Annotated in this window: 18 protein-coding genes; 13 read left to right on the top strand and 5 right to left on the bottom strand. The window is 72.3% G+C overall.

The genetic code is table 11. The features are described 5' to 3' along the window. Window positions 1-8: 8 nt before the first annotated feature. The gene (hemW, locus tag ACIBI5_RS19675; RefSeq protein WP_397248610.1) at window positions 9-1229 is read right to left on the bottom strand and encodes a radical SAM family heme chaperone HemW; all 1221 of its coding nucleotides are present in this window, start codon (window positions 1227-1229) and stop codon (window positions 9-11) included. 97 nt (window positions 1230-1326) lie between these two features. Between hemW and ACIBI5_RS19670 the strand changes: the two genes are divergently transcribed. Further along, a complete protein-coding gene (locus ACIBI5_RS19670; protein ID WP_397248608.1) occupies window positions 1327-2583 on the top strand; it encodes a glycoside hydrolase family 18 protein in 1257 nt (418 codons plus the stop codon). A 68-nt stretch (window positions 2584-2651) separates the two neighbouring features. On the opposite strand, the gene ACIBI5_RS19665 is transcribed toward ACIBI5_RS19670, so the two are convergent. Next, entirely contained in the window at window positions 2652-3275 is a 624-nt protein-coding gene (locus tag ACIBI5_RS19665; RefSeq protein WP_397248606.1) for an MOSC domain-containing protein, read from the bottom strand. A 43-nt stretch (window positions 3276-3318) separates the two neighbouring features. Next, complete coding sequence (locus ACIBI5_RS19660; RefSeq protein ID WP_379634186.1) at window positions 3319-3591, bottom strand: hypothetical protein; 273 nt, start codon at window positions 3589-3591, stop codon at window positions 3319-3321. A 102-nt stretch (window positions 3592-3693) separates the two neighbouring features. Between ACIBI5_RS19660 and ACIBI5_RS19655 the strand changes: the two genes are divergently transcribed. From ACIBI5_RS19655 to ACIBI5_RS19640, 4 genes are read left to right on the top strand one after another with little or no spacing between them, the layout of a single operon-like run. Then, window positions 3694-4308 (top strand): ATP-binding cassette domain-containing protein, encoded by a 615-nt coding sequence (locus tag ACIBI5_RS19655; protein WP_397248603.1) that lies wholly within the window; start codon window positions 3694-3696, stop codon window positions 4306-4308. After that, window positions 4305-5735, top strand: coding sequence for a DUF6297 family protein (locus ACIBI5_RS19650; RefSeq protein ID WP_397248601.1), 1431 nt, complete (start codon window positions 4305-4307; stop codon window positions 5733-5735). The genes ACIBI5_RS19655 and ACIBI5_RS19650 overlap by 4 nt, the downstream gene beginning before the upstream one ends. Before the next feature lie 33 nt (window positions 5736-5768). After that, window positions 5769-6065, top strand: coding sequence for a hypothetical protein (locus ACIBI5_RS19645; protein ID WP_379616603.1), 297 nt, complete (start codon window positions 5769-5771; stop codon window positions 6063-6065). Further along, the gene (locus tag ACIBI5_RS19640) at window positions 6062-6478 is read left to right on the top strand and encodes an acyl-CoA thioesterase (protein ID WP_397248599.1); all 417 of its coding nucleotides are present in this window, start codon (window positions 6062-6064) and stop codon (window positions 6476-6478) included. Before ACIBI5_RS19645 ends, ACIBI5_RS19640 begins: the two co-directional genes overlap by 4 nt. Window positions 6479-6493: 15 nt before the next feature. Here ACIBI5_RS19640 and lepA read toward each other — a convergent pair whose 3' ends face one another. Beyond that, window positions 6494-8326, bottom strand: coding sequence for a translation elongation factor 4 (gene lepA / locus ACIBI5_RS19635; RefSeq protein WP_397248597.1), 1833 nt, complete (start codon window positions 8324-8326; stop codon window positions 6494-6496). 55 nt (window positions 8327-8381) lie between these two features. Between lepA and ACIBI5_RS19630 the strand changes: the two genes are divergently transcribed. Together ACIBI5_RS19630 and rpsT are read left to right on the top strand one after the other, a co-directional pair. Next, entirely contained in the window at window positions 8382-9386 is a 1005-nt protein-coding gene (locus ACIBI5_RS19630) for a hypothetical protein (protein ID WP_397248595.1), read from the top strand. A 102-nt stretch (window positions 9387-9488) separates the two neighbouring features. After that, window positions 9489-9758, top strand: a complete 270-nt coding sequence (rpsT, locus tag ACIBI5_RS19625; protein WP_184966628.1) for a 30S ribosomal protein S20 — start codon at window positions 9489-9491, stop codon at window positions 9756-9758. Window positions 9759-10240: 482 nt separating this feature from the next. Here the strand turns inward: rpsT and ACIBI5_RS19620 are convergent, their stop codons facing one another. Further along, window positions 10241-11605, bottom strand: a complete 1365-nt coding sequence (locus ACIBI5_RS19620) for an ankyrin repeat domain-containing protein (protein ID WP_397248593.1) — start codon at window positions 11603-11605, stop codon at window positions 10241-10243. A gap of 197 nt (window positions 11606-11802) precedes the next feature. Between ACIBI5_RS19620 and ACIBI5_RS19615 the strand changes: the two genes are divergently transcribed. From ACIBI5_RS19615 to ACIBI5_RS19590, 6 genes are all read left to right on the top strand, one after another. Beyond that, window positions 11803-12480, top strand: a complete 678-nt coding sequence (locus tag ACIBI5_RS19615; protein ID WP_397248592.1) for a GNAT family N-acetyltransferase — start codon at window positions 11803-11805, stop codon at window positions 12478-12480. Between the two features lie 118 nt (window positions 12481-12598). Continuing rightward, window positions 12599-13057 (top strand): hypothetical protein, encoded by a 459-nt coding sequence (locus ACIBI5_RS19610; RefSeq protein WP_397248590.1) that lies wholly within the window; start codon window positions 12599-12601, stop codon window positions 13055-13057. A 46-nt stretch (window positions 13058-13103) separates the two neighbouring features. Beyond that, the gene (locus ACIBI5_RS19605; RefSeq protein ID WP_397248588.1) at window positions 13104-16283 is read left to right on the top strand and encodes an FtsX-like permease family protein; all 3180 of its coding nucleotides are present in this window, start codon (window positions 13104-13106) and stop codon (window positions 16281-16283) included. Beyond that, window positions 16280-18847, top strand: coding sequence for an FtsX-like permease family protein (locus tag ACIBI5_RS19600; RefSeq protein ID WP_397248586.1), 2568 nt, complete (start codon window positions 16280-16282; stop codon window positions 18845-18847). Before ACIBI5_RS19605 ends, ACIBI5_RS19600 begins: the two co-directional genes overlap by 4 nt. Before the next feature lie 149 nt (window positions 18848-18996). Continuing rightward, window positions 18997-22173, top strand: a complete 3177-nt coding sequence (locus ACIBI5_RS19595; protein ID WP_397248584.1) for an ABC transporter permease — start codon at window positions 18997-18999, stop codon at window positions 22171-22173. Then, window positions 22170-24830, top strand: coding sequence for a hypothetical protein (locus ACIBI5_RS19590; protein ID WP_397248582.1), 2661 nt, complete (start codon window positions 22170-22172; stop codon window positions 24828-24830). Before ACIBI5_RS19595 ends, ACIBI5_RS19590 begins: the two co-directional genes overlap by 4 nt. The last annotated feature ends 2 nt before the right edge of the window (window positions 24831-24832 follow it).

The following is a 24832-nucleotide window of genomic DNA, read 5'->3' as shown; positions in this document are numbered from 1 at the left end:
GGCGGTGGTCAGAGCGTGAGGTCGCGGATCAGGGCGTCGGCGAGCAGGCGTCCGCGCAGGGTCAGCACCATGCGGCCCGCCTTGAACGCCTCCTGCTCCAGGAGCCCGTCCCCCACGGCCCTGGCCACGGCGAGCTTCGCGCCGGGCGCCACGCCGGCCAGCGGGTATCCGGTGATCAGCCGCAGCTCCAGCATCAGCCGCTCCACCTCGCGGTCGGCGTCCTCCAGCACCTCCCTGGCGTGCGCCGGGGAGACGCCCTGGGCCAGCCGCTGCGCGTAGGCGGCGGGGTGCTTGACGTTCCACCAGCGGGTGCCGCCCACGTGGCTGTGCGCCCCCGGCCCGACGGCCCACCAGTCGCCGCCGGTCCAGTAGAGCAGGTTGTGCCGGCACCGGCCGGCCTCGGAATCGGCCCAGTTCGACACCTCGTACCAGGAGTATCCGGCCTTCGCCAGCAGTTCGTCGGCGATCAGGTAGCGGTCGGCGGCCACGTCGTCGTCGGGCATCGGCAGCTCGCCGCGCCTGATGCGGGCCGCCAGCCGGGTGCCCTCCTCGACGATGAGCGAGTACGCGGAGACGTGGTCGGGCCCGGCGGCGATCGCCGCCTCCAGCGAGGCCCGCCAGTCGTCGTCGCTCTCTCCCGGGGTGCTGTAGATGAGGTCGAGGTTGACGTGCGCGAACCCGGCCTGCCGAGCTTCCCGTACGGCTTGCGCCGCCCGCCCCGGTGTGTGGTGCCGGTCGAGCACCTTCAGCACGTGCTCCCTGGCCGACTGCATGCCGAAGCTGATCCGGTTGAAGCCGCCCGCGCGCAGCTCGGCCAGATATTCGGGGTCGACGGACTCGGGGTTGGCCTCGGTGGTGACCTCCGCGCCGGGGCGCAGGCCGAACTCCTCGTCGATCGCGGCCAGGATGCGGGCCAGGTCGCCGGCGGGCAGCAGGGTGGGGGTGCCGCCGCCGAGGAACACCGTCTCGACGGGCAGGTCGGCCGTGCCGAGCACGCGGCGCGCGAGCCGTACCTCGTCGATGGCGGTGTCGGCGTAGTCCCGGTGCGAAGCGCCGGGGCCCAGCTCGGCGGCGGTGTAGGTGTTGAAGTCGCAGTAGCCGCAGCGCGTCACGCAGAACGGGACGTGCACGTAGAAGCCGAACGGGCGCTCGCCGAGGCCGCGCAGGGCGCTCTCGGGCAGCTCTCCGGACGGGGGCGCGGGATCGCCGTCGGGCAGGGTGGATGGCACCCCTCCAGTCTGCCTTCTGCCATTGACTGCCCGATCACACCGTCCTACTGTCAGGGCATCTTAAAGGAAAGTTTCCTATCAATTCAGGAGACGCCGCGTGAAGAAAGTCCTGCTCGCTCTCACCCTCTTACTCGGTATGACGGTGGTGTCAGCCCCGGCAGAGGCCACCCACGGCTCCGGCTACAAGAGAGTCGCCTACTTCGTCCAGTGGGGCGTCTACGGCCGCAATTACCACGTCAAGGACATGGAGACCAGCGGGGCGGCCCGCAAGCTCACCCACATCAACTACGCCTTCGGGTTCGTGAACCAGCAGGCCGAGTGCTACTCGGCCGACGCCTGGGCCGACTGGCAGCGTCCCGTGCCCGCCGAGCAGAGCGTGGACGGCGTGGCCGACGCGCCCGGCCAGGCGCTCAACGGCAACCTCAACCAGCTCAAGAAGCTCAAGGCCAAGCACCCCAAGCTCAAGGTCCTGATCTCACTGGGCGGCTGGACCGGCTCCAAGTACTTCTCCGACGCGGTCCTCACCGCGGAATCGCGGAGCAAGCTCGCCAAGTCCTGTATCGACCTGTGGCTGCGCGGCAACCTGCCCGGCCTGGCCGACGGCACGGGCGCCGGCGTCTTCGACGGCATCGACCTCGACTGGGAGTGGCCCGGCTACCCCGGAGCCCCCGGCAACGTCGTACGTCCCGAGGACAAGCAGAACTTCACCGCCTTCGTCGCCGAGCTCAGGTCGCAGATGAACGCTTACAAGCGTTCCGCCCTGATCACGGCGTTCCTGCCCGCGGCGACCCGCGTCATCGACGCCGGCCTCGAGGTGCGCAAGGTTTTCCGCAACCTGGACTACGCCACCATCCAGGGCTATGACCTGCACGGCCCGTGGGACAAGATCACCGGCCACCACTCCAACCTCTACAACGACCGCCGCGACCCCAACGAGATCCGCGAGAGCCTCGACCAGACGGTCAACTACTACCTGGAGCGCGGCGCACCGATACGCAAGCTCGTCGCCGGCGTGCCCGCCTACGGCAAGGGCTGGACCGGCGTGCCCGCGGGCCCGGCCAAGGACGGCGTCTACCAGCCCGCCACCGGCGCGGCGCCCGGCAAGTGGGAGGCGGGCTCCGAGGACTACAAGGACATCCTCGCCAAGCCCGGCAAGCGCTACCGCGACGTCAGGACCGGCGCCGTGTGGCTGTACGACGGCAACGAGTTCTGGACCTACGACGACCCGATCGTGATGCTGCAGAAGGCCGCCTACATCCGGCACAAGGGCCTGGGCGGCTACATGATGTGGTCCATCGACGGTGACGACGCCAAGGCCTCGCTCACCTCCGCCCTGTACAGGGTCCTGCGCTAGAGGCGGGACGGCGCACGGGCCGCACCAGCGGGGGGCTGCCCGTGCGCCGCTCCCCGCCGGTCGGCGTCTCAGCGCATGAGGCGTTCGGCGCGGCGGTCCCAGTAGGAGCCGTGGCCGGGAAAGGCCAGGATGCGCGCCAGGACGTCCTTGTCGCCGTGGTAGGCCAGCACGGACTCGGCGACCGTGACGCTCCCCTCCGGGCGGGCCACGATCTCGACCCGGTCGCCCACGCCCAGCTCGCCCGTCTCCACCACGCTCAGGTACGCGCCCACCCGGCCGGCGTCGGTGAAGCGCTTGAGCCAGCCCGGTTCGTCCATCCAGTTGCGGAACACCACGCACGGAATGCGCGGCCCGCTCACCTCCAGCAACGCCGTGCCGACCCGCCAGCGCTCGCCCAGCATCGCCCCCGACACGTCCACCCCGGACGTGGTGAGATTCTCGCCGAACTGGCCGTCGCGCAGCTCCCGCCCCAGCTCCCCTTCCCACCAGTCATAGTCTTCGCGGGCATAGGAGTAGACGGCCTGCGTGGGCGCGCCGTGGTTGGGCTGGTCGGCCCGCTCGTCGCCCTCCAGCCCGTTCCGCCGCACGCCGACCCGGCGCGTGACCGCCTTCTTGTCGATGGCGGTGCGCCCCAGCTTGCCCGCCCACTCCGCGTCGACCGCCCGCCCCACGTTCACTGAGATCAGCCGCATGGCTCCGACGGTAACCGACCCCGTCAGGTGGGGGCGCACGCGGTCACCGGCTCAGCCTCAGGTCGGCCAGCTGTAACAACGTCGACAGCGCCGCCTCCCGCGCCTCCTCCCCGTCGCCCTCCTCACCGAAGCACTCGGCGGCCACGTCGAGCACCGCCCGGACCACCGCCGCGTCCGGATAGGGCACCTCCACCCCCACCGTGCCGTCGGCGGCCACCTCGGCCGGGCGCAGATGCAGGCGGAGCAGCCGCCGCGTCTCCTCCGCGATCGCGACACCCAGCAGGGCCGCCCTCTCATACCGCTCAGCAGCGATCACAACACACCTCCTGTCGCACTCATGTTCGAGATTCGAAAGGCTAGAGTGCGGCACCGACAAAAATCCCGCGCCGGGTAGGGTCGAACGGTGTGCGATCCCCTCGTGACCACTGTCCGCCTGACCGTCGAACTCGGCGGCAATCCCGTCCTCACCGGCCACGACCTGGTCGTACGACCAGGTGAGCTGGTCGCGATCGTGGGCGAGAACGGGTCCGGCAAGTCCACGCTGCTGCGCTGCCTGGCCGGTCTCCAGCTACCGACGAGCGGGGAGGTCACGGTCTTCGGTGCGCCTCCGGCCGACGTGGCGGCGTTCTGGCAGCGGGTGGCGGTGACGGGGGACGAACCGGCCTGGTATCCGGGTCTCACCGCCCGGGAGCACCTTGAGCTGGTGCTGGCCGTACACGATGGGCCGCGCATGAGCGTGGAGCGGGCGCTGGAGCTGTTCGACCTCGGTCCGCGCGCGGACGCCGTCCCGCTCAACCTCTCCACGGGCCAGCGCCAGCGTCTCGCGCTGGCCGCCGCCCTGGTACGGCCCAGCCGCCTCCTGCTGCTCGACGAGCCGGAACGCGGCCTGGACACCGCCTTCCGCGAGCGCCTGGGCGCCCTGCTGCTGGAGTACACGGCCGGCGGCGGCACCGTCATCATGGCCACCCACGACCCCGACCTCGCCGCCCGCGCCCGCCACGTCTCCCTCGCGACCCGGGTGGGCGGACGATGACCGGGGTGCGCGAGATCAGGGCGCTCGTCCGGGCCAGGTCCGGGCGGCGGCGGAGCCTGAGCGACCGCTACGCGGCGCTGTTCGGGCTGGCGATGGGCTGCGCGATGCTGGCCCAGCCCGTCTCCGCCGCGTTCGAGGCCATGGCCGCGCCGCCACCGCCGGAGCAGGTGGGTGCCGGGCTGGCGCTGGTGACGCTCGTGTTCGCGGGCTTCCTGTGGGCGGCGCGCACGATCGGTCCCGTCGTGGTGTCGGCGGCGGACGCGGCCTGGCTGCTGCTGTCCCCTCTTGACCGGCGCGGCGTGCTGGGGCGTTCCGCGCGGACGCTGCTGCTGGTCAGCCTCGTGGTCGGCGCCGGTCTCGGACTGGCGGCCCTGGCGGTGACCGGCGCGCCCGACTTCCTCGTCTGGCGGCTGGCCGGCGCGCTCGTGGCGGGCGTCTCGGTGAGCGCGGGCGGGATGGCGCTGGCCGTGCTGGCCCAGACGTCCGACCCGTGGGACCTCGCGCTGCGGGCGGTGATCGCCGCGCTGGTGCTGGCCGCGGTCGTCCTGATGCTGGTCGCGGGCCACCACGTGCCGGCGGCCGCCTGGTCGGCCGTTCCGGTCCTCGTCTCCGCCTTCCTGGTACGGCAGGCCCGCTCGGCCCTCGTGCGCATCCCCGCCCGCCGCCTGCTGTCGTCATCGGCCAGGGCCGGGCATCTGGCCAACGCCACCGTGAGCCTGGATCCGAGCCTGCTGAGCTGGCTCGCCGAGGACAACCACTGGCGTGGCGCCCGCCTGCGCAGCAGGCCGTGGCCCGGCCTGCCCGCGGTGTTCGCGCCCGCGTGGCAGGAGGTGCTGCGGCTGGCGCGGCGGCCGGCGCGGCTGGCCGTACTGGCGGGCTCGACGGCGGCGCCCGCGCTGATGGCCCGGGCGACCGGAAGTGACGCGGTGGCGCTGGTGGCGGTGCTCGTCCTGGTCGGTGGGCTGGCCGCTGCGGCCTCCGCGGTGTCGGGGGCGCGCTGGGACGCCGACAACCCGGCGCTGGCCCGCCTGCTGGCGCTGCCGGGGCGCGGGCTGCTCGCGGCGCGGGCGGTGCTCCCGGCGGTGCTGGCGGCCGTGTGGATGGGGGCGGCACTGGTGTGGTTGCCCGGGTCCGCGGGGGCGCTGGTGTGGTTCGCGCCGCTGGCGGCGCCCGCGCTGGCCGCCGCGGCGTTGCGGATGGCCAGGCGGGCTCCGGTGAACCATGCGATGCCGATCCTCGACACGGGGGCGGGCGCGATTCCGACCGGGCCGCTGTTCTGGGGTCTTACCGGGCTCGATCTGGCGGTCATCGGCTGCTTTCCGATGGCGATCGCGCTGGTGGCGGGGTTTTCCGGCGTGCTGCTCGCCGTACAGGCCGTGGTGGGCGCGGCGGTGCTCGCGGGCTATCTGAGCCGCCAGCATCGCTAGGCAATCGCTAGCGATCGCAGTACGATTGTGAGCATGGACGTCCCACGGGCGCAGGCCGCGCTCCGGCAGATCGCCAAAGGATTCGAGGAGCTCGCCACCGCCCTGGGCGGCCCCGAGGAGCCCGACGAGCCGGAGCGCACCGCCCGCGTCATCGCCGAATGGGGGCGCAGGGGGCTGACGAAGCAGGAGGCGTCGGCGCTGTTCAGGAAGCACGGCTTCGCCCCGCAGACCACCGGCGGCTGGGCCCGCGGCGACTGGATCGCGATCGGCGAGGACGGCCTGCGCTACCTCACCGGGCGATCGCACGACTGGCTGGAGGAACGGTCATGAGCTTCGCGGTACGCATCGCCGTACGCGGATATGAACTCGACACGCAGGGCCACGTGAACGGCGCGGTCTACCACCAGTACGGCGACCACGCGCGATGGGAGTGCCTGCGCGCGGCCGGGATCACCGTCGAGGACCTGCTCGCGTCGGGCGTGGGCCCGATCACGCTCGAGAACACCATTCGATACCACCGCGAACTGCGCGGCGGCGACGAGGTCGAGGTGAGCTGCGGGTTCGAGTGGGGTGCGGGCAAGACGTTCAGGATCGTGCAGGAGTACCGGCACGAGGACGGCGGCCTGGCGGCCGAGCTGACCAGCGTCGGCGGGCTCCTCGACCTGCGGGAGCGCCGCCTCGTGCCGGACCCGGCCGCGCGCTGGCGGGCGCTGGCGTCGGAGCCCGCGCTGCTCGGGCTCTGATCTCGGGCTTGCCCGCTACTTCTTGGGCTTGTCCGCGGCGCTGGAGTCGGTCGACAGGGCGGCCACGAACGCCTCCTGCGGCACCTCGACCCGGCCGACCATCTTCATCCGCTTCTTGCCCTCCTTCTGCTTCTCCAGCAGCTTGCGCTTACGGCTGATGTCACCGCCGTAGCACTTGGCGAGGACGTCCTTGCGGATCGCGCGGATGTTCTCGCGGGCGATCACCCGGGCGCCGATGGCCGCCTGGATCGGCACCTCGAACTGCTGCCTCGGGATGAGCTCGCGCAGCTTCTTGGCCATGTCGACGCCGTAGGTGTAGGCCTTGTCCTTGTGCACGATCGCGCTGAAGGCGTCGACCGGCTCGCCCTGCAGCAGGATGTCGACCTTGACCAGCTCAGCCTCCTGCTCGCCCGCGGGCTCGTAGTCGAGCGAGGCGTAGCCGCGGGTACGGGACTTCAACTGGTCGAAGAAGTCGAAGATGATCTCGCCCAGCGGCAGCGTGTAGCGGATCTCGACACGGTCCTCCGACAGGTAGTCCATGCCCAGCAGGTTGCCGCGCCGCCCCTGGCAGATCTCCATGATCGCGCCGATGAACTCGGCCGGAGCCAGGATCGTCGACTTCGTCACCGGCTCGAAGACCTTATCGATCTTGCCGCCGGTCGGGAACTCCGACGGGTTGGTGACGGTCAGCTCCTTGCCGTCCTCCATCTCCACGCGGTAGACGACGTTGGGCGCCGTGGAGATCAGCGACAGGCCGAACTCGCGCTCCAGCCGCTCGCGGATGATCTCCATGTGGAGCAGGCCGAGGAAGCCGACGCGGAAGCCGAAGCCCAGCGCGGCCGACGTCTCCGGCTCGTAGATCAGGGAGGCGTCGTTGAGCTGCAGCTTGTCGAGCGCCTCGCGCAGCTCCGGATACTCGTCGCCGTCGATCGGGTAGAGGCCGGAGAACACCATCGGCCGCGGGTGGTCGTAGCCGGCCAGCATCTCCTTCGCGCCGTGCACGGCCGAGGTGACGGTGTCGCCGACCCGCGACTGGCGCACATCCTTCACGCCGGTGATCAGGTAGCCGACCTCGCCGACGCCGAGACCCTTGTCGGCGACCTTCGGCTCCGGGGAGATGACACCGATCTCCAGCGTCTCGTGGGTGGCCTGCGTGGACATCATGGTGATGCGCTCGCGCTTGCCGAGGTGGCCGTCGAAGACGCGTACATAGGTGACGACGCCCCGGTAGGTGTCGTACACCGAGTCGAAGATCAGCGCGCGGGCGGGCGCGTCGGCGTCGCCCACGGGCGGCGGGACCGTCGCGACGACATGGTCGAGCAGTTCGCGCACGCCCTCGCCGGTCTTGCCGGAGACCCGCAGCACGTCCGACGGGTCGCAGCCGATCAGGCCCGCGATCTCCTCGGCGAACTTCTCCGGCTGGGCGGCCGGAAGGTCGATCTTGTTGAGGACCGGGATGATGTCCAGGTCGTTGTTCATCGCGAGGTAGAGGTTCGCGAGCGTCTGCGCCTCGATGCCCTGGGCGGCGTCGACCAGCAGGATCGCGCCCTCGCACGCCTGCAGGGAGCGGGACACCTCATAGGTGAAGTCGACGTGGCCGGGCGTGTCGATCATGTTGAGCACGTGCCCGTCCCACGGCAGCCGCACCGCCTGGGACTTGATCGTGATGCCGCGCTCGCGCTCGATGTCCATTCTGTCGAGGTACTGAGCACGCATCGAACGGTCGTCGACCACACCGGTGATCTGCAGCATGCGATCGGCAAGCGTGGACTTGCCGTGGTCGATATGCGCGATGATGCAGAAGTTGCGGATCAACGCGGGGTCGGTCTGGCCAGGCTGATTGCGCACCGAAGTCCGTTTCGACAGGGTTGAGGTCAAGCGTCTTTCATGGTGACATGCCCGGGTGATTGCCCGAACCGTCATCCGCCGCGGCCTGCGCGTGCTCGCGCTTGCCTTGGCCATCGTGGTCGTGCTGGTCGGCGTGGTCGCCGCAGCGTTCCGAGTCCAGTTTACCGGCGAGCCCGCGGACTGGGCCAAGAGCACCGGTAACGACGCTCTGTGGATGGGCCACATGTGGGTGGACGGCCGCCGCACGGAGCAAGACGTCAAGAATCTGGCGGTACGGCTGCGCAGTACCGGCATCAAGGACCTGTACGTCCACAGCGGCCCCTTCAAACGCGACGGAACCCTCGACATGGGCGCCATCTCCACCGCCAAGAGCTTCGTGGCCTGGGCGCACAAGCATCTGCCCGACGTCCGTGTCTCGGCCTGGCTCGGCCAGAAGGTGGACGGCTTCCTCGACCTCGGCTCCCCCTCCACCAGGCAGAACATCCTCACCAGCGTCACCGCCGTCATCGCCCTCGGCTACGACGGCATCCACTACAACTTCGAGCCCATCGGCTCCGACGACGCCGGCTTCCTCGACCTGCTCGACCGGACCCGGCCGCTGACCGACCTTCTTTCGACGTCGACGCCGCAGATCGAGCCCTACCCCCTCATGCGACCCGTGACCAGGGTCTTCCTGGACCACGACAAGTATTGGTCGCAGGGATACTTCGGCGAGGTGGCCCGGCGCGTCGACCAGGTGGCCGTCATGGCCTACGACTCGGGCATGCCCCTCACCTCCCTGTACGGCGGGCATGCCGTACGGCAGGCCAAGCTCGCACTCGACCTCGTGCCCGACACCAAGACCGTGCTGCTCGGCGCGCCCGCCTACCACGACCACGGCATCCCCTGGGGCGACTCCGCCGAGAGCGTGGCCGACGCGGCGCTGGCCGCCCGCCTGGCCATCACCAGCAAGGGACCGCGCGAGCGATACGGGCTGGCCATGTATGTAGACTTTGCGGCGACGGAGGAGGACTGGCGCGAGTACACCACGGAGTGGCTACGCTCGGAGTCGTTGATTTGAGCGGCGACCTGAGTTATTGGTAGCCTGTTCAACTGCGTGTGGCGCGCCCTCTCTCGAGCCCGCGCGCCCCATCCATCACCAGATTCTCACCGAGGCTTCTTCGTGGCGAACATCAAGTCCCAGATCAAGCGCAACAAGCAGAACGAGAAGGCTCGTCTGCGCAACAAGGCCGTCAAGTCGTCCCTGAAGACCGCGGTCCGCAAGTTCCGCGAGGCCGCCGAGCAGGGCAACGTCGAGGAGGCCGCGGCAGCTCAGCGTGTGGCTTCCCGTCAGCTCGACAAGGCAGTGAGCAAGGGCGTCATCCACAAGAACCAGGCCGCGAACCGCAAGTCGGCGATCGCCAAGCAGGCCGCCGCGCTGGCTGCCAAGTAGCCTGACGCCTTCCTGGACGCCGTGCCCCCGGGTAGGGGTGCGGCGTTTCCGCGTACCCGAAGGGCAAGGTGTTTCGCGCGTCCTTCCCGTCGAGCCGCGGGCTCGACCCTGGTCGGCCTCGCTCCGCTCGGGCTGCCTATCTGCGGTCCCGCCCGTTGCCCGGCCAGTTGGATCCCACCCTCGCTTCGCCCCCGGAAGGCGGCTGGGCCGTCGAGCCCGCCTTGACCCCGCGGCCGTCGTCGATGCTCTGTCCAGAGGGTTCCAGATCTACCTTGCCGGCGCGGCACCTGAGCTGGACGCCCGGCGCCGAGCAGGTTCGGCATCACCGTGACCCCGGCTGGTCAGCACATGTGGATCGACGTCCCATGGCGGATCGTCGAACCAGGTAGTGGTCACTTCGGCGGAACCTCTCCGTCTCTGCGGGCCGGGGGGTTCTAGGCAGCCCGTCCCCCGCCGGTTCGCGGGGGACGCGTGCGGGGCACTCAGTGTGGACCGGACCCCATCAGATTGTGGAGGTGGCGGGCCACTGGATCGTGGGGGTGGGCGGCGAAGGATATGCGTAGCCAGCCGTCGGCGTCGATCTGGAGGAGGTCGTCGCGGATGGATGGGTCGGCGCCGCGTTCCAGGAGCAGGCGGATCACGGGGAGACGGCCGCCGGTGATGGCCCAGTGCAGGCCGGTTCGTCCGAGGTAGGGCGCCACGTCTGGATGGACTCCCCGGTCGAGGAGCCAGCGCACGACCTCGATCCGGCCGTGCTGGCAGGCATGGACGAACGCCTCTCCCACGATCTCCTCCGGATCGTCGGCCGGCGGCAGCCGGGAGGGGAAGCCCGCGCCGGTGTCGGCGAGGTCGGGGCGCGCCGATGCGGCGTCCGGCCGGAGCAGGCCGTCCGCGTCGAAGCAGGCCCGCACCAGATCCAGGCGGCCGCAGGCTGCGTATGTCCAGAGTGCCTGCGGCACGATCGCGTGTACGGCGAGCAGGTCGACGACCTCCGTATGGCCGTGATAGACGGCGTTCTCCAGCGGGGTGACGCCCAGCACCCGGGTGCCGGGGTCGGCGCCGGCGTCGAGCAGGAGGCGCGCGTATCCGACCCGGTTGTGGCGGGCGGCCCAGGTGAGCGGGACGTTCAGGTCGGTGGCTTTGCGGAGCAGGACGGCGACCGCGGCGCGGGGCACGCCGAGCTCCCTGCCGAGCCGGGCACCGGGGATCATCTCGGAGCCGGCGAGCATGTGCAGCAGGGTGTCGGCGTGCTCGGCGGTCAGGTGGGCCAAGCCGTCGGTGTCGCCGGCGAGCAGGGCTTCGGCCTCGCGGTGCAGCCGCCGCCGTCTGCCGCGCCGTTCGCCGAGATCGCGGCGGGACTTCTCGGTGAACGTCAGGAGCTCCTGCCAGGTCGGGAGGCCGAGCTCGCGCGCGATGATCAGCCGCGCGTCGCGGAGCGCGGCGGTCGTGGCGGAGGTCGCGGTGGCGTGCCGGGGCACGTGGGCCCGCAGCCGCCGCAGCGCGCCGGGGTCGCCGCGGCGCAGCTCGGCGAGGAGGGTGCCGGCCATCGAGGCGTAGATCCCCGGCCTGACCCCCATGAGGCGGGAGACCGGCCGTTCTTCTGTGGTGCCGCGGCTTTCGAGGTGGGCGCGGAACTCGGCCCAGGTCCGGAACCCATGTTCCTGAGCGAGCACGTGCTGGGCGTCGCTGAGCAGGAACCGTTCGCCGGCTCGTTCGCCCAGCATGTCGGCGACCCGGGTTCCGGCCGCCGCATCGCCCGCCGCGTACGCGTGACGCAGGTGTTTGGCCTGCTTGCGGTAGTACTCGACGTTCGGATGAGCCGACAGCTCGAAATGACGATCGGACATCGCAACCTCCATCGTCGCCGAGGTCCGCTGGCCCGGCCGGAAGAGGTTGATCTCGCTTGGTGCGTTGAGGTGGGAAAATCCCTGCCCGCGGACTGGCAGCGCCCTCGCACGCTCGTTTCAGAGTAGTCCAAAAACCGGTTGTTCTCGCCTGCGGAGCCCAGCACAATCATGGTCGTGATCTTTCGGGGCCGCCTGTCGTGAACCGCACTCTCCGTGACTACGCCCGCGCCGACGAACCCTCCTGGCTGCGCTGCCGGGTCCTGGCCTTCCTGCGCACCGCCTACTTCGACGACGTCGCCCCGGCGAAGCCCGCCATCGCGGCCCCCGGCTTCGAGCTGGTCGCGGTCGACCGGCACGACACCGTCCTCGGCCTGATGGACGTCGCCGTCCGGGGCGAGCTGGCGACGATCGAGACCGTCGCGGTCCACCCCGACCACCAGCACGCCGGCATCGGCCGCGCTCTGCTCGAACAGGCCCTGACACGCGTCCGTGCCCTGTCCACGGTGACCATGATCGACGCCTGGACGCGGGACGACCCGGACGCCCTGCGCTGGTATCGGGCGATGGGTTTCCGCGAGAGCGACCAGTACCTGCACGTCTACGCGACGGCCGGCGAGCCGGAACGCGCGCTCACCGGCGCGCGGCCGGGCACCCGGTGTCGGTGTTCCTCCACGCAGGCCTGGCCGAAGAGGAGCGGCTACGTCGCGAGTTCGCCCGGGTTCATGTCTGCCGTCGCTTTTCCGTCGCGCTCTGACCCGCTTCCAGTTCCGCTGCCCGGCGGAGGTCCTTGGGGCGGCCGATGGCGCGGCGCATCAGGATCAGGTCCTCCCGGCAGGCGTAGTGAACCTCCAGTCCGCCCGGTCCGGCCGCGGTGATCGCGCGGTCGAGGAACGCTCCGACCTGAAGGCCGCCCCAGGGGAGCGCCGGGGTGCAGCAGTCGCCACCGGCTCCTGGCGAGGTGAACTGAACCTTGGGGCGGAGAAGCGACTCCGGGTGAAGGGGTACGGCGTCGCCCGCTTCGTCCATCAGCCGGGCGTGGACGGCGGTGAAGGCGGCCGCCAACGCCGGGGCGTGCGCCGGCAGGCCGTCCCAGAGCAGGTCCAGGTCGCCGGTCAGTTCGGCGGATCCGTGCATGATGCCGGCGACCTGCCCGATCACCACGGCCCGGACGCCGTGGTGGTGAAGGGCTTCGAGCAGCGGGAAGGGGTCGAAGCCGAGGGCGCCGTCCGTGCCGATCGTGCCAATGTCGTCGTCGGCGTCCTGGTGACCCAGGCCGGTGCCCGCCCGGTTCAGGGCCAGTTCACGGGTGCGCCGGGCGGCGGCGCGGAGACGCGCCAAGGGCTCGTTGATCATTCGGGCATCCAACACCTGGCCCTGCTCATGACGCACCCGCATTTCAGGGAATGTCACGATTTCCGCATCACATGGGAATCTCGGCTGGATCACCATTAAGTCCGCCGCCATTGCCCGCCCCCGACGCTCCCCTGATGGTGGACCCATGCGGGGGCTGTTTGTCATCAGACGGGCGTTGAGCGAGCCCCTGCTCCTGCTGGCCGCCTTCTTCTCCATCCTCCTGGCCACCGCGACCCTGGTCGCCCTGACGATGTACGCCTCCACGACCACCGAGGCGGGCGTGCGCCGTACCATGGCCACCGCCGCGATCCCGGACAAGGCGGCGGTCCTGTCCGCCCCGGTGACGAAGGAGAACTTCCGCCAGATCGACGCCATGGTGCGCGGCCAGGTCGAGCGCGCGTACCAGGGCCTGCCCGCGGCGGTCACGGCCACGGCCAGGTCGGCCACGTACGTGGCGCCGGGGCAGCTCGGCCGCAAGACGCCGGAGCTGTTCACCTTCGGCCTGTACGAGGATCTGGGCGAACACGCCAAGCTGGTCGCGGGGTCGTGGCCCCGGCAGGGGAGCGTGGTGGAGGCGGCGGTCTCGCAGCCGGTCGCCACCGCGCTCGGGCTGGCACCCGGCCGGACGTTCACCACCCGGGGACGGGTGGCCAAGGCGCCGGCCACCGTCCGCGTCTCGGGGATCTTCCAGCTCGACGACCCGTTCGGGGAGCGGTGGTTCGCCGAGCCGCTGCTGGTGCGCGGGGCGGAGGTGGGTAACTTCACCACGTACGGCCCGCTGGTGGTCGCGCCCGAGACGTTTCTGGAGCGGTTCGCCGACCATGTCACTGTCACCTGGCTGGCGGTGCCGGACCTGCGGGGGCTCCAGCCGGACCGGCTCGCGGCGTTCGCGGCCGACGTCGCCGGGACGAAGGAACGCCTGGCCCAGGCGGGCTGCGTCAACTGCGGCGCCACCTCCCGCCTGCCCGAGGTCATCGCCCAGCTCGACACCGCGGCGCTGGTGGCCCGTTCGACCATGCTCATCCCGGTGCTCCAGCTCGTCCTGCTGGCGGGCTACGCGCTGATGCTGACCGCCCGCCTGCTGGCCGACCACCGGCGCATGGAGGCGGCGCTGCTCCGGGCCCGGGGTGCGGGCAGCGTGCGGCTGGCGGTGCTCACGGGCGCGGAGGCCTTACTGGTGGCGGTCCCGTGCGCGGTGGCGGCGCCGTTCCTCGCGCCGCTCCTGCTCGAAGCGGCGGGCGCGGGAGCGGCAGGCGCGGGGGCGGCGGGCGCGGGAGAGGCGGGGGTTCGGGCCGGGCTGGGGGCGTTCGTGGTGGCGGCGCTCGTCGCGGGCGCCTGTGCGGTACTGCTGGCGCTGCCCGCCCTGGCCGGGGCCCGCCGTACCTACGTCGAGACGCAGACCGCGCGCGCCCGCAGAGGGCTGGTGCAGCGGGCCGGGGCCGACCTGGTGCTGGTGGGGGTGGCGGCGCTGGCGATCTGGCAGCTCCGGCACTACGGGGCTCCGGTGACGGCTACCGCGGCGGGCGGGCTGGGGGTCGATCCGCTGATCGTCTCCGGCCCGGCGCTGGCGTTGCTGACCGGAGGGCTGGTGAGCCTGCGGCTGGTGCCACTGGTCTCCGGGGCCGCCGAACGGCTCGCCGCCCGGCGGACGGGTCTGGCCCCCGCCCTGGGGGCGATGCAGGTGAGCAGGCGGCCGCTGCGGTACGCGGGCCCCGCCCTGCTGCTGACCATGGCCGTGGCGATCGGCGGCCTGTCGCTGGCCACCGCGGCCACCTGGCGAGCCTCCCAGAACGACCAGGCCGCCCACCAAACCGGCGCGGACCTGCGCATCTCCGACCCGCCCGAGAACCACGAGCTCGGCGTCCTCGGCCGCGGCGGCGCGTTCGCCGCGCTGCCGGGCGTGAGCGCGATCAGCCCGGTCTACCGGGGCAGCGCCGACGTCGGCGGCACGGACGTGACGATGCTCGGCGTGGACGCGGCCACGATCGGCGGCATCCTGCGCCTGCGCGCCGATCTGTCCGCCGACCGGGTGCCGGACATGGCGAAACGGCTGCTCGCCGGACGTCCCGACCTGCCGGTGATCCCGTTGACGGGTGACCATCTCCGGCTCGGCGTCCAGCTGGAGGCGGAGGAGCCGGTACCGGCCAAGGTCAGCGTCGTGGACGGGCTCGGCGTCTGGCGGGAGCTCGCCCTCGGACCCCTGGAGCCCGGCGCGCGTACGCTGGAGATCGACCTGCGCCCGCTCTACGGCCGCACGGGCACGGCAGGCCCCCTGTCCCTGCGCGGACTGACGTTCGACCTGCCGGTCCCGGCCAGAGGCACGGCGACCGGGATCACCGTGACCGGCCTGAACGCCCCAAAAGGCGCCCCATGGACCCACGCCGTCCAGCGCCCCGGCCGCCTGCATGGCGGCAAGCTCACGCCAACCCCCGGCGGCTTCACCATCGAGGTACCGGCCCCCAAACCCGCCGAAGCTCCCGCGGACCCACAGCCACTGGTCGTCACCCTGGGCAAGGGCCATCTGATGGCCCCGCCGAGCGATCGGCGCCACCCGCTGCCCGTGGTCGTGTCACGAGACCTGGCCGCCATCATGAAGGCGCGCGTCGGCCAGGTCACCGCGGTGGCGATCGAGGGCCGCAACACCGCGGTGCGCATCGCGGGCATCGTGGACGCGCTGCCTTCGACGGCCGCCGGACGGCCCGCCGTACTCCTGGATCTGCCCACGGCGCAGGCCCGTGACCAGGCGTGGGCGCTGCCGCCGAAGCCCGTGACCGAGTGGTGGGCCGCGGCGCGCGGCGGCGACACCGCGCCCGCGGTGGAGCGGTTGCGGCGCACGCCCGCGTGGGGCGCGAGCGTGGTGGATCTGCCGTCGCAGGCGGCGAAGCTGCGTGACGACCCGCTGGCGGCGGGGCTGGAGGGGGCGCTGACGCTCGGGTTCGCGGCGGCGCTGGCGTTCGCGGTGCTCGGGTTCCTGGTGAGCGCGGCGGTGGCGGCGCGCGAGCGGGCCGGTGAGCTGGCGATCCTGCGGGCGCTGGGGATGAGCGGGCGGCAGATGTTCTGGTTGCTGGCGGTGGAACAGGCGTTCGTGATCGGGCTGGCCATGGGGGCGGGGATCGGGCTGGCGGTCGTGGTGGGGTACCTGGTGGTGCCGCACATCGTGCTGACCGGGCAGGCGGCGGCCGTGGTGCCCGCCGTGACGCCGGTCTTCCCATGGGCAGCCACGCTGGCGATGGCGTTGGCGGTCTGTGTGGTGTTGTTCGGCGTGGTCGCGGGGCTGGCGGCCAGCCTGCGCCGCCGGGCGCCGCTGGTCAGGGAGGACCTGTGAACCCGCTGCGCCTGGCCAGGACGCACGCCGGGGCGCTGGCCGTGCTCGCCGCCCTGGTGGCCGCGGCGGCGCTACTGGTGGCGGCGCTGCCGAAGATGATGGAGGCGGCCTACGACCGGGCGTTCGCGCACTCGGTGGGCTCCGCGTCCGCCGACTGGACCGACCTGACGGTCGAGTACTCCACCCAGGACGACCCGCCCGAGCACCGCACCGCCGCGGACTTCGCGCGGCGCGACGAGCGGCTGCGCGAGATCCTGCCGCCGGTCCTGCGCCGGATGGTGGGCCCAGGCCATCAGCGGGCCTCCACGTTCAACCTGCCCGTGATGAAGGGGCCGGCGGCGGACGGCCCGCTGTTCGTGGACCCGACCTGGGTCTCCGGCGTCGAGCAGCGCATCCGCTACGTGGCCGGCCGGCCCCCGGGCGCGTCGGACGGCAGGCGCTTCGAGCTCGCGATCGTCAGGTCGGCGGCCGAGGCGATGAACATCCGGGTCGGCACCCGGCTCCAGCTCGGCACCGTCGGCGTCATCGACGCCACCGTCACCGGCCTGTTCGACGTCACGGACCCCGGCGACCGCTTCTGGGACCACAACCGGGCCGTGCGCGCGGTCAACCGCGTGCCGATCCCTGGCAGCGACATCTACGAACTGCACGTCGACGCGCTCATCTCACCGGAGAGCCTGCCGGTGCTCGGCGGCGGGGAGCGGCAGATCCACTACGCCTGGGTGATCCCCGTCGACACCGCCAGGGCCACCGCGCGGGACGCGCCCGCGCTGCCCGCGGCGATCGCCGAGTACGACCGGCTGGCCGGCGTCGAGGCCGCCGACCCGTGGAACCGCTTCGTCCTCATCACCCGGCTGCCGGAACTGCTCGGCAGGTTCCTGGGCGAGCTGGCCACCGCGCAGACCGTGATGACCGTGGTGCTGGGCGGGCTGCTGGCGGTCTCGCTGTGCGTGGTGCTGCTGGCCGTACAGCTGATGGTGGAGCGGACGGACCGGGCGCTGGCGCTCGCGCGGGCGCGCGGTGGATCGCTGCGGCAGGTCGCGGGCGCGGGGACGGGCCTGGTGGCGCTGGCCGCGCTGCCCGCCGCGCCGGCCGGATACGGGCTGTCCTACGCCGTGCCGGGCCCGCTCACCCCGATCGTGCACGCCGGTCCCGCGCTGATCGCCGCCGCCGTGGTGGCGGGCGCCGCGGCGCTGCTCGCGGCCCGGCACCGGGCGCCGCTGCACGAGCGGCGCGCCGACGTCGTGGCGGCCCGGCTCTCACCGGCGCGGATCACCGCGGAGGCCGCGGTGGTGGCGCTGGCGCTCGGCGGCGCGTTCCTGCTGCGCCTGCGCGGGCTGGCGGTCGGGGACCCGTTCCTGGTGCTGGTGCCGTTCGGGCTGACGGTGGCGGTCGCGGTGATCACCGTGCGCTGCTACCCCTTCCCCCTCCGCCTCCTGGTACGGCTGGCCGCGCGCCGTCGCCGGGCGGTGCCGTTCCTGGGTCTGACGCTGGCGGCCAGGGCGCGCTCGTTCTCGGTGCTGCCGGTGCTGGTGCTGCTGCCCGCGCTGGCCGTGTCGGTCTTCTCCGCGGTGGTCGCCTCGGGCATCACGACCGCCCAGGAGCACGTGGCCTGGAACGAGGTCGGCGCCCACGCCCGCCTGCAGGCCTCCGGCGTGTTCTCCCCGGAGGCGGTCGAGCGGGTGCGCCGGGTCCCGGGAGTGAAGCGGGTGGTGCCGGCGCAGATCGCCACCGTGCGGATCGCCGAACGCCATCCCACGCTGGTGGCCATCGACCTGGAGGCCTACCGCGCGATCGTGGCCGGCACGCCGCTCAGGCCGCCGGGCCCGCTGCGCGACGGTCCGGGGATCCCCGCCCTGGTGCCGCCCGACCAGGTGGGCGCCGAGCTCACGATGACGTGGAACCAGCAGGTCAAGCTGCGGCCCCAGGGCTCGGTGACCTCGTTCCCCGGGCTGGGCGACCTGCGGGAGTTCGTGGTGACGCCGCTGGACGTGCGAGCGCGGATGGGCCGCGAGGTGGAGATCACCACGTTGTTCGTCGAGGGCGACGGCGTGGCGGCGGCGGACCTGGCGCGGGCGGCGGGCGCGGGCGTGCGGGTGCGCACGTTCGGCGACGCGCTGCGGGCGATCGAGGACGAGCCGCTGACGGCGACGGTCCAGGTGGTCTTCCGCGTGGTGACGCTGGCGCTGGGCGGCTACGCGCTGGCGGCGGTGGTGCTGGCGCTGGTGGTGGGCGCGCGGGAGCGGGCGCGGGCGCTGTCGTTCCTGCGTACGCTCGGGCTGTCGGCGGGGCAGGCGCGGCGGCTGACGGTGCTGGAGGTCACGCCGATGATCCTGCTGACGGCGCTGGCCGGTCTGGGGCTGGGTCTCGGGCTGGAGCCGGCGCTGGGCCCGGCGATCGACCTGTCGGCGTACGCGGGCGGGGCCGCGGTGGCGGGGACCGAGGTGTGGTGGCCGCTGCTGCTGGCGGCGACGCTGGCCCTGATGTCGGTTTTGGGGGTATACGTCCACATTTGGCTGGGCCGCCGGGCGGCCGTGGGCGCGATACTTCGCGTGAATGAGTAACAGCGTCCAGGTCCTGTGCGATTTGTGTCACAGTTTCGATATCACATGCACATCGCCGCAGCGTATCGGGTGCGCATCCCTTATGAAGATCACCTTGCCCTCGACTCCGCCGATCCTCAAAAGTTCACTAAACGGGTGAAGGGGGTCATATGCGGGGGCCGTTGATCGTCAAGCGGGCGTTCAGTGAACCGCTCCTTCTCCTCGCCGCCCTCGGCTCCATCCTGCTGGCCACCACCACACTCGTGGCGCTGACCATGTACGCCTCGTCCATCGCCGATGTCGGCGTCCGGCGCACCATGGAGACGGCCTCCTTCGGCAACACCGCCGTCACGGTGACCGCGCCGGTCAAGGGCGAGACCTTCCCGAAGCTGGACCAGGTCATCCGCGAGCAGGTGGGCAAGCTCTTCACCGGAGTGCCGACGGCGATCGGCGCCAGCTTCCACTCCGACTCCTACGCCATGCCCGGCCAGGAGCGCAAGGAGCGCCCGGAACTGCTCAGGTTCGGCAGCTACGACGGCCTCGACCGGCAGGCCAAACTCGTCTCCGGCGCCTGGCCGCGCGACGGCGCTCAGCCGCTGGAGGCCGTCGTCTCGCTGCCCGCCGCCTCGGCCACCTCGTTCAAGGTCGGCCAGGTCATCACCACCCAGGGCCGCGTGGACAAGAAGACCCGCCAAGTGAAGATCGTCGGCATCTTCCAGCTCGACGACCCCTTCGGCGACCGCTGGAGCGGCGAAGCCCTGCTCAGCCGTGGCGTCGAGACCGGCTCCTACACCACCTACGGCCCGCTCATGGTGGGCCGGGACACCTTCCTCACCCACTTCGCCACCACCGTCAGCACCACCTGGACCGCGCTGCCCGACCTGCGCCAGGTCTCCCCCGAGCAACTGCGCCCGCTGGCCGACGGCGTCACCGGCCTGCGCGAACGGCTCCGCTCGAACGGCTGCTCCGAGTGCACCGCCATCAGCCGGCTCAACGGCGTGCTCACCCAGCTCGACACCGCCGCCCTGGTCTCGCGCTCGACCATGCTCATCCCGGTGCTGCAACTGCTGCTCCTGGCCGCGTACGCGCTCATGCTCACCGCCCGCCTGCTGGCCGACCACCGGCGCATGGAGGTCGCGCTCCTGCGCTCGCGCGGCGCCGGCACCTGGCGGCTGGCCTCCCTGGCCGGCGGCGAGGCGCTGCTGGTGGCCGTCCCGTGCGCGGTCATCGCGCCGTTCCTCGGCCCGCCGCTGCTGGCCGCGGTCAACACGCTGCCGTGGATCCAGGCCTCAGGTGTACGGCTGGCGCCCGTCGCCGACCTCGGCACCTTCCTGGTCTCCACCTCGGTGGCGCTCGTGTCGGCGGTGCTCCTGGCGCTGCCCGCCCTTGCCGGCGCCCGCCGTACCTATGTGGAGGAACAGTCGGCACGCGGCCGCAGCGGCGCGCGCGGCCTGATCGAGCGCGCGGGCGCGGACCTGGCGCTGCTGGTCGTGGCCGGGCTGGCGATCTGGCAGCTGCAGCACTACGGCGCGCCGGTGACCTCGACCACCAGCGGCGAGCTGGGCATCGACCCGCTGATCATCTCCGGCCCCGCGCTGGCGCTGCTCACCGGCGGCATGCTCGGCCTGCGCCTGGTCCCCCGCATCTCCAAGGTCGCCGAACGGTTCACCACCAAGCGCGCCAGTCTCGCGCCCGCGCTGGGCGCCTGGCAAGTGGCCAGGCGGCCGCTGCGCTACTCGGGACCGGCGCTGCTGCTGACCATGGCGATCGCCATCGGCATCGTCTCGATGGCCACCGCCTCCACCTGGCGCGCCTCGCAGAGCGACCAGGCCCGCCACCAGGCCGGCGCGGACCTGCGGCTGACCGGACCCCCGGACGGCGGCGAACTCGGCACCCTCGGCAGGGGCACCGCCTTCAGCGCGCTGCCCGGCGTACGGGCCGCCGCCCCCGCCTACCGGGGCCGCGCCGACGTCGACAACGCGTTCGTCAGCCTGATCGCCATCGACGCCGCCAAGCTCGGCCAGGTCTTCCAGCTGCGCTCCGACCTGTCCGCCCAGACGGTCACCGAGCTCGGCGCCGGGCTCACCGCCGGCCGGCCCAAGACCGCGCCGGTGCAGCTGCCCGGCACCCCGCGCACGCTCACCGTGGACGTGCGGGCGCCCTTCGGAGCCGTCCCCCTGCAGCTCGTGCTCTCCGACGCGCTCGGCGTACGCCACGCGCTGCCGGTCGAGGCGACCGCCAAGACCGTACGGCAGGCCACCCTCGACCTCACCGCCTTGACCGGCCGCGGCGGGAAGGTCAGCTACCCGCTGGCCGTCGAGGGCTTCATCTCCGGAGTCAGCGAGACCGACCGCGAGGCCCGCGTGCTCGCCCTGCGCGCCGACGGCCAGGAGGTGAGCGTCCCCGGCGGCCTGCGCTGGGCGGGCGCGGACCCGGCCGGCCGGGAAGGGCTGTTCACCATCGAGTCCGGCCGCGAGGGCGCGGTCGTGATGCCGGCGCCCCCGGGCATCGACCCGGACAAGATGCTGCTGCCTCCGCGCGCGGCCGGCGCCACGGTCAACGCGCCGCTGCCCGTCGTGCTCACCGCGGACCTGGCCGCCGCGCTCAAGCTGACCGTGGGCCAGGTCGCGCCGATCACGTTCGAGCGGAAGGTCATCGAGGTCAAGCTGACCGGCGTGGTGGAGCGCATGCCCACGACCACGCCGGAGCAGCCTGCCGTGCTCGTGGATCTGAGGACACTGCAGGACCGCACGCTCAGCGCGGGCGAGCTCCCGCTGCCGGCGACCGAATGGTGGCTGAACACCGGTGGCTCGTCCACCGCCGCGTACGAGAAGATCAGGACCAACCCCGTCTGGAACGTCACCGCGCTCGACCAGCGGCGCCTGGCGACGGAGCTGCGCGACGACCCGCTGGGCAGCGGCCTGCAGGGGGCGCTGATCCTCGGCTTCCTGGCGGCGCTGGTCTTCGCGGCGCTCGGCTTCCTGGTCAACGCGGCGGTGGCGGCGCGCGAGCGGATGTCGGAGTTCACCATCCTGCGGGCGCTCGGCGTGAGCTTCCGTCAGGTGTTCGGGCTGCTGGCCATCGAGCAGACGTTCGTCATCGGGCTGTCGCTGGCGGCCGGGACCGGGCTCGCGGTCGCCGTCGGATACCTGGTCGTCCCGCACATCGTGCTCACCGGCCAGGCCGCGGCGGTCACGCCGGACGTGCGGCTCGACATCCCGTGGCCGGCCACGGCGGCCATGCTCGTGGTGGTGGCCGTGGTGTTGTTCGCCATCGTCGCCGGGCTGGCCCGCAGCATGCGGCGGCAGGGTCTCGGTCAAGTGCTGCGCATCGGGGAGGACCAATGAAGACCCTGCGGCTGGCTCGGGTGCATCCCGGCGCCCTCGCCATGCTCGCCGTCCTCACCCTGAGCGCCTGCCTGCTCATCGCGGGCATGCCGCGGATGATGCAGGGGGCCTTCAACCGGGCGATGGCGCAGGATCTCGACGCCGCCCCCGCGCAGCAGGCCGACCTCACCGCGCGCGCCGCCTCCCATGGGATCCGGCAGGACATCGGCTCCGCCGAGCAGTTCGAGCGCTGGGACGTGGAGCTGCGCGAGCTGGTCCCGGCCGGGCTGCGGACCGTCGTGCGCCCTCCCGGCGCCGGCACCTCGCACATGAGCGCCAAGACCTCGCGCACCCCGGTGCACAACACCGGCGGCATGAGGTACATCAACCTGGCCTGGCTGTCCGACGCCGACCGGCGCGTGCAGTGGACCGAGGGACGGGCGCCCGGCAAGCCCTCGACCACGCGCTTCGAGAACACCGACATCCCCCTGTTCGAGGTCGGCGTCGTCGCCGACGCGGCCAAGAAGATGGGGCTCACGATCGGCGCCCGGCAGATCATCGGCGAGAGCGACTACGCCGCGATCAAGGTCGTCGGCATCTTCAAGGCGGTCGACCCCGGCGACCGCTGGTGGAGCCACAACGGCGACGCGCTCAACGTCAACGAGGTGCAGCCGCCGGGCAAGCTGGACCTCGAGAAGTCCGTCACCGTGCTCATCCCCCCCGCCGCGCTGGCCGTGCTGAGCGGCCAGGCCCGTCAGCTCGACTACCGCTGGGTCCTGTCCGTCGACACCGCCGCCCTCGCCAAGCTCGACCCCGTCGCGGTGCAGACCGCCATCAAGGAGTATGACAAGGCGCTCGCGCTCAACGCCAAGGGCGACTTCGCCCACCGCCTCGACACCCAGCTGGCCAACCTCATCGCCGCCTTCCTCACCAAGCTGGCCACCGCGCAGACGATCATGTACCTGGCACTGGGCGGGCTGCTCATGGTCGCGCTCGGCGTCATCGTGCTCGGCGTGCAGCTCGTGCTCGACCGCATCGACCAGGCGCTCGGCCTGATGCGGGCGCGCGGCGGCGCGCTGCGCCAGATCATCGCGACCGCGGGCGGGCTCACCGCCGCCGCCCTGCTGCCCGCCGTCCTCGCCGGGTACGGCCTGGCCTACCTCGTACCGGGACCAGCCGTCGCGCTCGTGCACGCCGGCCCCGCGCTGCTGCTGCTCACCGGCATCGGCTACGCCTGCGCCCGAGCCGCCATCGAGCACCGCGCGCCCCTGAACGAGCGCCGCGGCGACGTGGCCACCGCCAAGCCGTCGGCCAAGCGGATCACGCTGGAAGTCCTGGTCATCGGGCTCGCCCTGGTCGGCGCGTACCTGATCCGCACCCGCGGGCTCACCACCGACGTGGCCACGCAGGGGCAGGACCCGTTCCTGCTGTTCGTCCCGATCGCGCTCACGCTGGCCGCCGCGCTGATCACCCTGCGCTGCTATCCCTACCCCCTGCGCCTCATCGTACGGCTGGCGGCACGGGCCCGGCCCGCCGTACCTTTCCTGGGCCTGACCAGGGCGGCCCGCGCCCGCTCCTTCAGCGTCCTGCCGGTCCTGATCCTGCTGCCCGCCCTGGCCGTGTCGGTGTTCGCCTCGCTGATCTCCAGCGGCATCGTCCGCACCCAGGAGGTCGCCGTGTGGCAGAAGGCCGGCGCGCCGATCCGCGTCGAGTACTCCGGCATCTTCACCGACGAGGCCATCACCCAGATCGGCAGGACACCCGGCGTCGACCAGGTCGTCCCCGCGCAGCTGGGGAAGGTGCAGATCGGGTTCACCGCCGAGCGGGCCGACATCCTCGCCGTCGACCTGGCCGCGTGGAGCGAACTCATCGCCGGCACCCCGGTCACCCTGCCCGCCCAGCCCGGCGGAGCCGGCATCCCCGCGCTCGTCTCGCCCGGCATGAAGGGCCGCGGCACCATCGACATCGGCTGGCAGAACCGGATGAAGGTCCGCGAGGCCGGCGTCATCGAGAAGGTGCCCGGGTTCTTCAGCCAGGGCCGCTTCCTCGTCGTCCCACTGGACACCAACCAGCGGGCCGGCACCCGCGTCAACGTCAACACCCTGCTCATCAGCGGCAACGCCGACCCGGCCCAGGTGCGGGCGGAGGCCGTCAAGGCGGTCTCGGCCGCGATCAAGGGCGGCGACGGCGCCAAGCTGATCACCGTAGCCGGGGCCGCCGAGGCCCGCGCGGCCATCACCGGTGACGCGCTGACCGGCACCGTTCTGGCCATCTTGCGGATCGTGACCGTGGCGCTCGCGGCGTACGCGCTGGTCGCGGTCGTGGTGACCCTCGTGATCAGCGCGGCGGAGCGGGCCGCGGCCCTGTCGTTCCTGCGTACGCTGGGGCTGTCGGCACGTCAGGCACAGGGGCTGACCGTCCTGGAGATCTCCCCGATGATCGTGCTGACCTCGCTGGCCGGGCTCGCGCTCGGCCTCGTCCTGCCCGCCGCGCTCGGCCCCGGCGTCGACCTGTCGGCCTACACCGGCGACCTCGACGTCCAGAGCTACGACCTCGACCTGCTGACTCCTACGCTCCTGGCCGCCGGGCTGACCGGCGTCGCCGTACTGGGCGCCTACGCGCACACCGCCATCAGCCGTCGCCGCAGCCTCGGCTCCGTACTCCGAGTGGGTGAGTGAAC

The organism is Nonomuraea sp. NPDC050540 (assembly GCF_044457485.1).
In the GTDB taxonomy this organism is placed as follows: domain Bacteria; phylum Actinomycetota; class Actinomycetes; order Streptosporangiales; family Streptosporangiaceae; genus Nonomuraea.
This window is presented reverse-complemented; position numbering and strand designations above follow the sequence as displayed.

Bases quoted from the DNA above. Each gene is read 5' to 3' on its own strand.
- ACIBI5_RS19620 (WP_397248593.1), bottom strand. From the start codon at position 11,605: ATGTCCGATCGTCATTTCGAGCTGTCGGCTCATCCGAACGTCGAGTAC.
- ACIBI5_RS19650 (WP_397248601.1), top strand. From the start codon at position 4,305: ATGACCGGGGTGCGCGAGATCAGGGCGCTCGTCCGGGCCAGGTCCGGG.
- ACIBI5_RS19590 (WP_397248582.1), top strand. From the start codon at position 22,170: ATGAAGACCCTGCGGCTGGCTCGGGTGCATCCCGGCGCCCTCGCCATG.
- ACIBI5_RS19665 (WP_397248606.1), bottom strand. From the start codon at position 3,275: ATGCGGCTGATCTCAGTGAACGTGGGGCGGGCGGTCGACGCGGAGTGG.
- ACIBI5_RS19640 (WP_397248599.1), top strand. From the start codon at position 6,062: ATGAGCTTCGCGGTACGCATCGCCGTACGCGGATATGAACTCGACACG.
- ACIBI5_RS19595 (WP_397248584.1), top strand. From the start codon at position 18,997: ATGCGGGGGCCGTTGATCGTCAAGCGGGCGTTCAGTGAACCGCTCCTT.
- ACIBI5_RS19605 (WP_397248588.1), top strand. From the start codon at position 13,104: ATGCGGGGGCTGTTTGTCATCAGACGGGCGTTGAGCGAGCCCCTGCTC.
- ACIBI5_RS19645 (WP_379616603.1), top strand. From the start codon at position 5,769: ATGGACGTCCCACGGGCGCAGGCCGCGCTCCGGCAGATCGCCAAAGGA.